The sequence below is a fragment of the Ehrlichia muris AS145 genome, from assembly GCF_000508225.1.
GTDB lineage: Bacteria > Pseudomonadota > Alphaproteobacteria > Rickettsiales > Anaplasmataceae > Ehrlichia > Ehrlichia muris.
Window position 1 is genome coordinate 381,709 of record NC_023063.1, and the last position, 13,602, is coordinate 395,310.

Annotated in this window: 8 protein-coding genes; all 8 read right to left on the reverse strand. The window is 29.6% G+C overall.

Features of this window, described 5'->3' with window-relative positions; translation table 11 throughout:
• Nucleotides 1-15: 15 nt before the first annotated feature.
• Entirely contained in the window at nucleotides 16-2,895 is a 2,880-nt protein-coding gene (gene uvrA, locus MR76_RS01435; protein WP_024071927.1) for an excinuclease ABC subunit UvrA, read from the reverse strand.
• A 300-nt stretch (nucleotides 2,896-3,195) separates the two neighbouring features.
• Complete coding sequence (locus tag MR76_RS01440) at nucleotides 3,196-3,720, reverse strand: transcription antitermination protein NusB (RefSeq protein WP_024071928.1); 525 nt, start codon at nucleotides 3,718-3,720, stop codon at nucleotides 3,196-3,198.
• 4 nt (nucleotides 3,721-3,724) lie between these two features.
• Nucleotides 3,725-4,171: a 6,7-dimethyl-8-ribityllumazine synthase gene (locus MR76_RS01445; RefSeq protein ID WP_024071929.1), complete on the reverse strand. Its 447-nt coding sequence runs from the start codon at nucleotides 4,169-4,171 to the stop codon at nucleotides 3,725-3,727.
• A gap of 1 nt (nucleotide 4,172) precedes the next feature.
• Nucleotides 4,173-5,912, reverse strand: coding sequence for a membrane protein insertase YidC (yidC, locus tag MR76_RS01450; protein WP_024071930.1), 1,740 nt, complete (start codon nucleotides 5,910-5,912; stop codon nucleotides 4,173-4,175).
• 391 nt (nucleotides 5,913-6,303) lie between these two features.
• Complete coding sequence (locus MR76_RS01455) at nucleotides 6,304-7,686, reverse strand: alanine/glycine:cation symporter family protein (RefSeq protein WP_024071931.1); 1,383 nt, start codon at nucleotides 7,684-7,686, stop codon at nucleotides 6,304-6,306.
• A 16-nt stretch (nucleotides 7,687-7,702) separates the two neighbouring features.
• Nucleotides 7,703-8,482 (reverse strand): CDP-alcohol phosphatidyltransferase family protein, encoded by a 780-nt coding sequence (locus tag MR76_RS01460; RefSeq protein WP_024071932.1) that lies wholly within the window; start codon nucleotides 8,480-8,482, stop codon nucleotides 7,703-7,705.
• Between the two features lie 4 nt (nucleotides 8,483-8,486).
• Nucleotides 8,487-9,167, reverse strand: a complete 681-nt coding sequence (locus tag MR76_RS01465; RefSeq protein ID WP_024071933.1) for a phosphatidylserine decarboxylase — start codon at nucleotides 9,165-9,167, stop codon at nucleotides 8,487-8,489.
• A gap of 610 nt (nucleotides 9,168-9,777) precedes the next feature.
• Complete coding sequence (locus MR76_RS01470; protein ID WP_024071934.1) at nucleotides 9,778-13,164, reverse strand: FAD-dependent oxidoreductase; 3,387 nt, start codon at nucleotides 13,162-13,164, stop codon at nucleotides 9,778-9,780.
• Nucleotides 13,165-13,602: the final 438 nt, after the last annotated feature.

Consider the following 13,602-nt stretch of genomic DNA (forward strand, 5'->3'; position numbering starts at 1 on the left):
TATCTAATTTGATAATTAGAAATTGAAATAAGGCTTTAAATATTGTCCAGTTGTACTATTGGGGTTTTTGATTATTTCTTCAGGAGTGCCAGTAGCTACTACTTTACCTCCAGCATTTCCCCCATTAGGCCCTATATCTATTATGTATTCAGCTGTTTTAATGACATGTAAATTGTGTTCTATAACTACTATTGTATTCCCTAAATCGCGTAATTTGTGTAGAACATGTAATAAATTATCTATATCTGCAAAATGTAATCCTGTAGTTGGTTCATCTAAGATGTATAAAGTGTTTCCAGTTGAACGTTTTGATAATTCTTTTGATAGTTTTATTCTTTGTGCTTCACCTCCTGATAATGTATTGGATGTTTGGCCTATTTTGATATAACCCATTCCTACGCTGCGTAAAGCATCTAACTTTTCTTTAATTAATGGTAAATGGATAAAAAATTCGTGTGCTTGATCAACTGTCATATCTAATACGTCAGCTATAGATTTTCCTTGATGAGTTACTTCTAAAGTTTCTTTATTATAACGCAATCCTTTGCATTGCTCACACTTGACATATACATCAGATAAAAAATGCATTTCTATTTTGACTTGTCCATCTCCTTTGCATGCTTCACATCTTCCTCCTTTGGAGTTAAATGAAAACCTGCTAATAGTATATCCTCTTGCTCTTGATAAAGGTAATCCAGCAAACCATGACCTTATGTGAGTAAACAATCCTATATAGGTTGCTGAATTTGATAAAGGAGTTCTACCGATAGGGGATTGGTCTATTTTTATAACTTTATCTATATGTTCTAGCCCTGATATGGATATGCATTCGCCGTGTGTACAATTGATATTATTTAGTTGATTGATTGCATGCTGATATAAAGTATCGTTTATCAAACTAGATTTTCCGCTTCCAGATACTCCAGTAATACAAGTAAAAGCATTTAAAGGAATTTTGACATCAATATTTTGTAAATTGTTTTTACGAGCTCCAATAATTTCTATCCATTTATTAAAAGTTCCATGCTTTTTGAAAGTGGGTATCGTCTTCTTATTACTAAGATATTGGCCAGTTATACTGTTATGGTTATCCATTATTTCTTTTGGAGTTCCAATTGCAATTACATGTCCTCCGTTTTGTCCTGCCCCTGGTCCTATATCTACTACATAATCTGCATTTATTATTGTTTCTTCATCATGTTCTACTACTATTACTGTATTTCCTATATCACGTAATGTTTTTAGAGTGTTGATTAACAATGTGTTATCGCGTTGATGTAACCCTATTGAAGGTTCGTCTAGAACGTAAATTATTCCTGTTAATCCAGATCCAATTTGTGATGCTAATTTTATTCTTTGACTTTCTCCTCCAGATAATGTTCCTGATTCACGATTGAGTGTTAGATAACCTAATCCAACATTCTTTAGAAATGTTAATCTTTTGATTATTTCGTCTAATAGTTTACATGAAATATGTTTCTGCTGTTCGTTTAGTTTAGGTGGTAGTGCTTTACACCATGATATTGCCTCTACGACAGATAATTGTGTAAATTCTCCAATATGTTTGTTATCAATTTTTACTGATAACGCTTCCTGTCTTAATCTAAATCCTTGACATTCACTACATACATTTATAGATGAATATTGTTCAGCTAGTTTTTCAATAACTATATTTTCTTTGTTATTTAAGACATTTATAATGCCTTCAAATGGCTTGTTTCTAGAATATTTATATCCTTCATTTTGGTAGTGTATAGGTATTTCTATTCCTCTGCTACCAAATAGAATTATATCTTTTATATTATCATCCAACTCTTGCCATGGTGTTGTTAAATTAAATTTATAATATTTTGCTAATGATAAAATAATGTTTGCGTAATAATAACTAAATTGCGAATTGACTTTGTGATGAGTGGTTTTTAGTTCAATTGGACCTATAGGATGTATAGCTCCTTCTAAAATCGATAAGCTGTCATTTTTTATAATTAGATTTCTGTCAATGCTGTATTTTTTTCCTATTCCACTACAAGTTTTGCATGATCCATATGATGTATTAAATGAAAATAATCTTGGTTCTATTTCTTCTATGCTGAAGTCTGCCTGAGGGCATGAAAAATTTTCTGAAAAAAATAATACCTGGTTCTTGTGATATATTCCCTTATTGTATTCTTGCGGTAAATCAAGTATTTCTATATGAATTATACCATTACCTATTTTTAGTGCAGTTTTTATATTGTCAGTTATATTATCAACATAGTCTTCTAGTACTGATATTTGATTTACAATTACGTGAATGTTATGTGCTTTATTTCTATCTAACTGTGGAATATTGTTAATATCATAAGTAATGTCATCAATTTTTAATAATTTATAGTGTTGTTTTTTTATTTCATATATTTCTTTATTATGATCTCCTTTTTTGTTCCTTATTAGTGCACCTAAAATTGAAATTTTTGTACCTGAAGGTAGTTTGAATATAGTTTCTATTATTTGAGAAAGTGATTGCTTTGTTATAGGTAATCCAGTGATTGGAGAATATGGAATTCCTATTTTAGCATACATAATTCTTAAGTAGTCGTAAATTTCTGTAATGGTTGATACAGTTGATCTTGAGTTTTTAGATGATAATTTTTGACTTATTGCAATAGCTGGAGAAAGCCCTGTGATTGATTCTACATCTGGTTTTGTACATAAATCTAAAAATTGCCGAGCGTAAGATGATAAACTTTCTACATATTTACGTTGTCCTTCTGCATATATTGTATCAAACGCAAGACTGGACTTTCCCGATCCACTAACTCCAGTTATTACAATTAACTTGTTCTTTGGAAGATCTATGTTTATGTTTTGTAGGTTATGTTCTTTAGCATTACGTATACTGATCAAACCAGTCATATTTAATTTACCGCATTAACTAGTGAGTAAAGAGATAGGATTCTTAATCATATATGAAGATTAACAATTTTCCAATTAATTTTGGTAATTAGGTAATAATATATTGTATATAGCTTGATCACGTATTTTTATTATGTTTAACTGAATGCTAAAGTGGGTGTGATCTAGTTATGTATAGGAAAAGTATTTTTTGACCATTATTAAGAAACATCTTATATTCCGTATTTATGATGCTTCGTGCTTAGTTATATATTATCTAAATATCTATGTATATTAGTGTTTTATTGTTATTCTCAAATGTTATGTATTATTGAAAACAGCGAAAGGTTCTGTTTGTTCTATATGAAAATTTATATCTTTGTTAAGAACAGGACGTGCTGTAAGCTTTATTTTATTTAATATTGCATTAATGAAGTTGACTTCTGTTCTTTCTAATATGTGGCTTGCTATATTGACGTATTCATTGATAATGATTACTGTGTCTGTATTAGAACATATTAATTCACAAACTGCAGTTTTAATAATGGAAATACTAATTGGATTTATACGGTCTATCGACCATGTATCATTTAAAAACGTTGCAATGGTTGAATTGATTGTGTTGAATGTTAGCAGCATTGTGTTCATAATTTTGAGTAATAGCTGATTATCAACCTGCATTAAGTCTAATAATTCCTTTATCTCATATAAGTACTCGATTAAATTATCAATGTCATTTATAGTGTAGTTATTAAATACCATGGAATATGTACCTTGTATAGCAAGGAACCTTGTTGTTGTTTTTTTTGAATGCCATAAAGGTTTATGGCATATATTATCTGTCATAATTCTAACTTAAAAATTTATCATGTAATTCAATCATAGCTAAGGCTGCCTTGGCAGCATTTCCGCCGACATTCTTTTTATTCATGTCTGCTCTTGCCATTGCCAATTCTAAACTTCCAGCTGTAATCACTCCAAAACCCATAGGAACAGCATGATGAGTTGCAATTTCACTAAGAGATGTTGTTACTCCCTTGCATACATAGTAATAATGATCTGTTTCTCCTTTTATAACACAACCTAGAGCAATATACCCATCGTACTGATATCTGTCACTCATTATTGCAAATACTATGGCTGCAGGTATTTCAAAAGATCCTGGAACATATACTATATCATATTTTACAGGTTTTGAATATTTTTTTAATTGATCTATTGCTCCATCTAATAAAAGATTTGTTATGTCTGAGTAGAACTGTGATACTACTATTAATATGTTAATATGGTCAGGCATATTAATCTCCCTGTTGTATAGTTTTATGAAAATTAAACTTTTTGATTACGTAATTCTTGATTATTAATTGTTGCATTATCGTAATTGAATTACTGCATATCCAGTAAATAATTAATCCTGCAGGAAATGATGAAAAAATGAATATGAAAATGTAAGGTAAAAATTTCATAAAATTTGCTTGAGTTTTATCTTGATTTGGCGGGTTATTATTGCTTAGCTTTTGTTGTATTATCATAGTAACACCCAGTATGACTGGCAAAACGCCAATACAGATACTTGGATTGAATTTTAACAGTCCAAACATTGTTAATATGTTTGCAGTATCAAAGCTTGATAAGTCTTTTATCCATAAATAAAATGGAGCATGTCTCATTTCAATTGTAACAAATAACACTTTATACAACGCAAAGAATACTGGTATTTGTATTAATACCGGAATAAACCCAGACATAGGGTTGACATTATTCTTCTTAAAGATAGCTGATATTTCTTTACTCATTTTATCATTATCGTTTTTGTATAACTCTTTTATTTTTAATATATCTGGCTGTAAGTGCCTGAGTTTAAGCATCGAAACACATGATTTGTGTGATAATGGAAACATTACTAATTTTATTATTACTGTTAATAGTAATATTGCTAATCCAAAATTTCCTATAACATCATTGAAGTATTCTAATAAAAGGAAAACAGGTTTAGTAATGAAGTATAAAATCCCAAAATCTACTGCTTTATCAAATAAAGAAATCTTTAAATTATCTTTGTATTTATCTAATAACTTTAATTCTTTGGCTCCAGCAAATAGATAACTAGTACTAGTCGCCGTTTTATTTGGATGTGCGATATAACCATCGTGACTAAAGTCTACTTGAAAACGGTCTTTATTATTATGCTTAGCGTATTTGACGTGGAAATTTAGCTTACTCTTTTGTAGAACATTTGGGATTAATGCTGTGAACCAGTACTTATCACCAATTCCAATCCATTGATTCTGATTATCATTTATGTCTTGTTGCTGAATTTTTATATGCTTCTCTTTAGTGATGGCTTTATATGTCCATTCTTTGAGTGTGTTTCCAAAACTTCCTACAGCCCCTTCATGTGATATCCAGTAAGATTTATCTGTAGCATGTTTAGATCTATTAATTCTTCCGTAAGGAATTAAATTTACTGTTGCATCAGTATTATTTGTGATTATTTGTTCTACTTTAAACATGTAGTCATTATCTAAGGTGATTTTTATTTTAAAGATAATACCTTGCTTGTTATCCCATGTTAAAGTGACAGTGTTATTTGGAGATAAAGTTGACTTATTTGAGCTCCAAACTGAGGTGTGGTTAGGTAAAATGATTTTGTGTTTGGGATCTATCCATCCAAATTCAATAAAATATACATCTTCTGTCTCTTCTGGAGATAGTAATACTATTCCTTCAGAGCTACTATCTGGTGTAACATGATAGTTTTTAAATGTTAAATCATCAAACTGTGCTCCCTTTAATGATATTGATCCATTTATTTTTTGGTTGGATAACTGAAGCCGTAGGTTAGTGTTACTTTCTATGACTTCAGATCGCGTTTTGTATGTAAAACTATCATCAAATTCTGGGATCATAGAATCAGAACCTGTATTGTCTTCTGTAGCATATTGTGTGGTAAAAAACTTATCGTATACAAATCTCCACCCCATCATGATCAATACAGATAAAATGACAGCTAATATTAAATTACGAACTTCTATCATATTGCTTAATGAGCACCTTAATAAAGTTGAGTGTAGCATATAGCTTTTTTTAAATCAATAAGGCAATATAAAATCAAGTGTGTAAGTTGTGTTATTGTGTTGATTTTATCAGATTGATTAATATATCAAAATACTTCTAAAATGAATTGATTTTAAGTGCTGAATTGAAGAAAAATATTATATAATCATTATCTTAAGAATTAAACTTAATTTGTGATTTTAAAGTTGTATGTTAGTTATGGATAGTATCTTTATAGAATTTAGAAAAATATATAGAAATGATATAATAGTGTTAACAAGATGATTCATTATAAACTTATATCACTGTGTAGTGATAAAGTAAGTCATTTGAGTTATTACTTGGAAGTTATTATGTAAATATTCCCTAGAATTAAGTTTTCCGTAAATATGTCTTAAGTTCTTGATTGATAGTATCACTTAATAAAATGATTGTTAATCCATTAGGTATTGTGAGGAATATAAATAGCATGTCTCCTAATTGAGATATAAGTACTATATTTTTTGATAATCCACTGATTACAATTATGCACATTATAACTGTTCTACATAATATAATATGACGTGAGCTTCCAAGTATATATTTCCATGATATTTCGCAGTAATAGGAATATGTAATAATTGATGAGAATGCAAAAGCAAATATAATAAAAGGAAATATAACGTATTCACAAATTGGACAAATATTGGAGAATATATTATTAATTATTATTGCACTACTGCTACTATTTATGTGGACATAAGATCCAGTTAGTATGACTACTATTCCTGTAATAAATGATACAATTACAGTGTCAATAAATGGTTCAAGCATTGCAGTGCATCCTACTCTTGCAGGTTCAGTGTCATTTGTTGAAGCATGTATTATGGGAGAAGTTCCAACTCCGGCTTCGTTTGCAAAAACTGATCTTCTAACTCCTGCAACAATCGATCCTATTACTCCTCCAGTGACACTATTTCCTTCTATCATTCCATGTAACATTATACTTAGTGTAGAGAGTAGTTGATCTAAATGACTAATAATAATAGCTGTACATATGGTTATGTATAGTATCACCATTATAGGGGACAGTTTTGTCATGATTTTTGCAATGCGTGTTATTCCCCCCATTATCACTAATCCACTTAATAATGTTAATATTAAAACAATAATACTACAGTTTACTTGATGGAAAGTGTTGCTTAATAGTATAGTTGCTTGATTTGATTGAAATGATATTCCTCCAAAAGACATAGCTATTATCATGATAATAGCGTATATGTATGCTATTATTTTTCCTGTTTTCACTAATCCTAGTTCAGCGAATCCACATCTGATGTATTGAAAAGGACCTCCTATATTATTTTGCTTTTCTAGTAAATAGTATTTAAATCCTAATGTTACTTCGGCAAATTTTACTGACATACCTAAAATGCCTATTATTATCATCCATAATACTGCTCCTGGACCTCCTGTGGAAATTGCTATAACTACTCCTGAAATTGTTCCTAATCCTATAGTACCAGATATTGCTGTGATAAATGCTTGAATATTAGAAATAGCATGATTGTTTTTATTCTTAGGTGAATTTATTAAAACATTTATAGCGTGTTTAAAAAGTCTGATATTAATGAATTTAAATTTTATAGTGCAAAATGTTCCTAGAAATATTATCCATAGAATAATTAATGGAATTTTGAATACTGTAAGAGAGAAGATAGGCTCTAATATTCTAGAGACATATGGAAAGAAATCTGTAGGCCCAAGATTTATCATGGTGATCTATATGATACTATTTTACTGATTTGACTTTAGTTTTATACATAATGTATATGTATATCGCAGTACTGATGGGGATTGATAATATATACATCATTCCAACAATTGGAAATGTTATCCATGGTTTTGTTATTGCAAATACAATAAATATACCAAACAGTAGAATAAATATATAAGATAGGTTTTTGGGTATATAAAGATGTTTTGCGGAAAATGTAGGAATGTTGCTTGCTGATAAGAATGCAATAACAGCAAAATATACTGCGACATTATTTTGATCAGATAAGTTTTGAACCCACCAATGATTATCATGATAGTAAAAAGTTAGCATTACTGGAATTAATGATAATACTGCTCCTAGTGGTGCAGGTACTCCTACAAAAAAAAACTTATGCCAATCTAATTTTTTTTCTTCGTATAACGACATATTAAATCTTGCAAGTCTGATTGACATGCACATTACAAACATCATTACTAGCATCCAACCTATTACTTTAATTTGCTTGAGAGACCAAAAATATAATAGAAATGCTGGAGCAGCGCCAAAGTTTAAAAAGTCTGCAAAGGAATCAAGCTGAGCACCAAAGCCACTAGTGGAATTAAGTAATCTGGCAATCCTACCGTCCATTCCGTCTATGAGTGCTGCTATGATAATAAACATGACAGCAGACTCCCATTTACCCATAAAAGTAAATTTTATAGAGGTCAAACCAGCACATAAACCTAGTAAGGTAACTATATTAGGAAATAACCTAGCAATAGGAAAAAACTTGCTACTTTGTTCCTCTTTCATATTATTATATAGACTTAACTGTTAATTGTTTAGGAGCTTCTTGCAGGTATGCTAAAATAGTTTCTCCACCTATAACTGTTTGTCCTATAAATGCTGATACGTGGACACTTAATGGTAAATACAGATTAACCCGACTGCCGAATCTAATAATACCAAATCTCTCACCGGAATTAACATTTTGACCTTCGTATGCATTGCATACTATACGTCGCGCTACTAGTCCTGCAATTTGATCTATAATAATCGAGTGGCTATCAAGTTTAGATTCAATAACTAACCTTTGTCTTTCATTTAACTCACTTGACTTATTTAGCGAAGCTAATAAAAATCTTCCTGGTATATATTCTGTACTCTTAATAATTCCAGACACAGGAATTCGATTTACATGAACATTCAATATGTTTAAAAAAATACTAATGCATACTACTTGTGTAGAATTATCTATAGGAGAGCTAACTTCCTTAATGTCCAATATTACACCGTCAGCTGGGCTAAGAACTAGATTATCTCCTTCTGGTACTACACGTATAGGGTCACGAAAAAAATATATGCACAATAATGATATAACTAAACAAATTATTCCTAAGCTGCAAGAAATAGCAAATCCAATGCAAGACGTAAAAAATGATATCATTATAAATACATATCCCTCTTTGTGGATGTTATGAATAAAATTGTAAAGCATCACTCAACCTCAGACTTTTTTACAGATTATAAACTTTGCAGTATTTTATGCAATTAATATTTGATAGGTTTATGTGATTTATAGATATACTGTGATAGTCTGTATTGTTTTGTGTTGTTATTTTAATGCTAAAGTGTGAATCTGGGTTAATATAATTAAATTTGCTATTCAGAATTTTGCAATACTTATCATATTTTTTGTAAAATATCAGAATTTTTAAATATTGTACTAACAATACTAGCTTAGTAATTTTTACAGTATGAAATGAAGAATTTATAGTGTATAGGGTTCATATCAATTGAATGCTGAGTTATTTGAGTAAGTTTATAAGAAAGGTATTAGTAATGTTCTTATTTAATTGTAACTTATATCTGATAATCTATCTGCTATGTAATTATGGTTGAGTGAAGCATTAAAAAATTAGAAGATGTTAAGTATGTTGGTAAACTTAAGGAAAAAATATTATCTTACTTGAGTTATATAACTTATGTAGGAATCTACTTACTGTTTAGTATGTCTTTCTAGGGTTACATTTAGTAAAGTTTAATTGATGGAGTGCTGAGTGTGTTGTGTGTTTCATAAGGAAAGTGTTATGTAGTGTTTTTTTTAGTTATAATTTATGTAGACAGTAATCTATCCACTGTTTGGTGCATTTTTCTTGCAAGCTATTTTGTTTGAGTCTTTCATCTAAGAATTTGAAATCTACGTAATTTGCATACTGGTCTTGATTATTACAACTATATACAAAACTTTCCTGCTTTGTTATTGGATCTATATGTTTTTGTAAACATTGAGCACATATTTCTTTCATCATACACTGCATGGGAGAATTAATGGAAGCTATAACTTTAATCTCTTTTTTAAAAAGAATACGTAATTGATTGAATATAGCATGTGATACTGCATCCATCATATGGCTTGAACCAATGATAATAATTCGATCTACAGAATCTAAAGGTATGTCAGTATCTTTTGACAAATGATTGTTATATTGAATTATGCCATCAATTATATTTCCGTGATAAGATTTATCGTGTGTTCTTCTTGGTTCAATCATTTTTTCATCGCAACACCATACTACAGTATTTGATGATTCTTCTATAGATGATGGTTCAAATACATCTTCTACTTTTTTATATCCTGCAAAATATAAAACTTTACAGTTATTTGATAATAATGCTTTGCCTATTGAGAATAATACAGCATTGCCTACTCCTCCACCTATTAAGATTATGTTTTGGTTGTGAGGAATTTCTGTTGGGGTTCCAGTAGGGCCCATAAAAATAATAGGTTCGTTTTTTTTAAGATAATTACATAAGTGGCTAGATCCTCCTATATTCAATACTATAGTTGATATTAATCCTTTCTTCTTATCTACAGAAACTCCTGTTAATGCTAGGCTTTCCATTGCTAATTGTGTATTTTCTATACTTAAGCTGTTACATTCAAAATTTTGTAATCTGTAGAATTGTCCAGGTTTAAAATTGGCTGCTGCAAGAGGAGCTAAAATAGTAAGTTTAGTGATAGTTTTTGTAATATGTTCTATGTTTACTATATATGCTTTTAGCTTGTGGTTTAGTTTTTTTAATAATTGAGTCTCTTTTGTTGGTGAGCATTGTTTTAATATCTGTGTTATAATTGGATATCCATTTTTAGCACTTGCCATTGCTTTAACTACACTGCCTCTATATGGCAAATGTAGATCTCCGAAAATACTAATTTTTTTATCAGGTGATATAAATATGCTATCTTTTTTTGTAAATTTTGGAGATGCAGTTATTATTGTGCTGTTGCCTTGTAAATCAAAGGTATGGGTGAAATCTTGACCTAATGCATAAAATTGTTGATTTTCTTTTATGCTAATTAAGTTTGGTTTAGTCCCTGCTGCAATTATGATGGTTTTTGTAGGTAGGGTTTTTTTGTTATTGTATTGATCAATCAATATAATATTACTTATGTGATTGTACTGATCAGTTATCATTTTATATGGTTGTAGATTTTCTATAAAATATATTCCTTCTGATAATGCATTGTTTATTTCATCACTATTTAATTTATAACTTGGAGCATCTAACAACTGATTTCTATAAACAATAGTAACTCCTCCCCATAATTGTAGTAGCTCGATAATTTTTTCTTCTCTATTTTCTGCTTTAGCTAATGTTTTTTCTTTTCTGATTTGAATTGCATGGCTTAAAAATTCATTTGCAATAATTTTTTCTTCTTCTGTCCAATTTGTTTCTATGTGTGATTTGCCATAGATTTTTGTCAATGCTTCGTATCTTGTGAGGAATTTTTCTACTTGTAATGGATAGTACGCAAGAGCTTCTGTTGCTGCGTCTATTGCTGTTAATCCTCCACCTATGATGATGACAGGCAATCTAATTTGTAAATTTGCAATTGAATTTGTTCTTGCAGCTCCAGTCAGTTGTAGTGACATTAAAAAATCTGATGCCATGCGTACTCCTCGGGCCAAAGAATTATGTACATTGATTATATTTGGGCTACCAGATCCTGTTGCAAGAGCAATATGATGAAACCCCATTTCAAAAGCATGTTCTATTGTTAATGTACTACCAAATCTTATTCCTCCATACATTGCAAAATTTTTTCTTCTCTCTAGTATCAGCCTTGCTATTTTTAGATAATTTTTGTTCCATCTTGCAGTAATACCATATTCAGATACTCCTCCAAATCCATAAGGTATACGTTCGTTTAGATTTTCGTATAATTCTGCTTGTACATTTTTGATTAATTTAAATTCTGTTTTTTCTCCAAATTGAGTAACTCCGGAAATATGTTGTGGTAAAGGTTCAATTTTTAATCCGTCTATTGCAACAACAGTATGTCCATCATTTAGAAGATGATGTGATAGGTTAATTCCTGCTGGACCTAGCCCTATGACTAGTACATTTTTATTTGTATGTACTTGAGGGAATGGTCGTTCAAAATTTATAGGATTCCACCTGGTGAGTAATGAGTATATTTCAAATCCATAACTTAGAGTGAGGACATTGTTGACAATTTGAGTTTCAATCATTGGTATATTTACAGGATCTTGTTTTTGATAAATGCACGATTTAGTACAGTCATTACAAATATGATATCCTGTTAAAACACATAACGGATTATCAATCATAGCAATTGCTAATGCTGCTATGGGGTACCCTTGAGATTTTACTAAATTCATTTCTGATATTTTTTCTTCTAAAGGGCAACCATGTAACTCTATGGATAATGTTGACTTTTTAAATGCATTGTTGGTTTCTAATAATCCTTTTGAACAACTGTCTTTATTTTGTTTGTGGCAAAAAATACAATAATGACAGTTATTTAAGGCTTGATATAAGGTAGGTTCTTTATGTGTGAGGTTAAAGCCATATCTGCGTTTGAGACGCTCTGATGTCATTACAGTTGTATTGTTGTTGATAATTTTTGTTGTTGTAGGAACTAAATTGTTAAAATCTATTTTGTTTGGTACATTGAATAAAATACTATCTGATTTTGAATGTACCATATATGCAGCGTATTTAGCTGTAATGTCTAGGTTTTCTGAATATTTTTCTTGATCTTCAAGCCATAGTAATACTTGTTGAACAAATTCTTTCTCTTGAATAGGCAGTTTAAATATTTGGCTAATTTTCTGTATTATTTCTGATATGTCTAAATTGTTAATGTTTGGATATTTCTTAAGAGCATAACGTTGTATAAATAATCTTTTACATTTATATATTTCTGAAAATTCTTTGTGTGCATTTTGTTGTGTTACTACCTCGTTTTCAATTCCAAATAATTTTGTTATGAAATTCTCAACTACATATGAAAGGTCTATAATACATGATGTATTGTCAGATTTAATATCTTTCTTGCGTTCTTTAATTAATATGTTGTGTAGATCTTGGTTATTAGACTGTAGATATGATAGAAATAGATTGTCTAATTTGACTAAACCTTCCCTGGTATATAAATTTTGTACAGTAAGTTCGAATTCTAACATAATTTTTTTTATAAAGAGTGTAACATATTGGTTGAAATATGATAATTTTATATTATAAGTGTTGAAAGTTGTAGTTTCAGTTCTATTTTTAAACACTAAAATTATGACATGATAAATCATGTTTACTATAATTGATATATTAGGAATATATATCATTGATATATTCATTGTAATTATAAAATTATTAGTATTAAAGAATTGCTGTTAGTATACATAATAATTTACTATATGTGTTCATTCTAAATCTTTCTAAGCTTATTTTATTTTTTATTTATATGATGGTTATATATTCTAGTCATTGGTAAGATGTTGTATATAAAATCTTAATAAAAATTGGTATGAACTTATACTAAATGATTAATTAAAGGTCTTTGTTATATAGTTGATAACAGGATATATTTATGAGTAAAGTTACTATAAGTGTTTATTTTTCTTGAA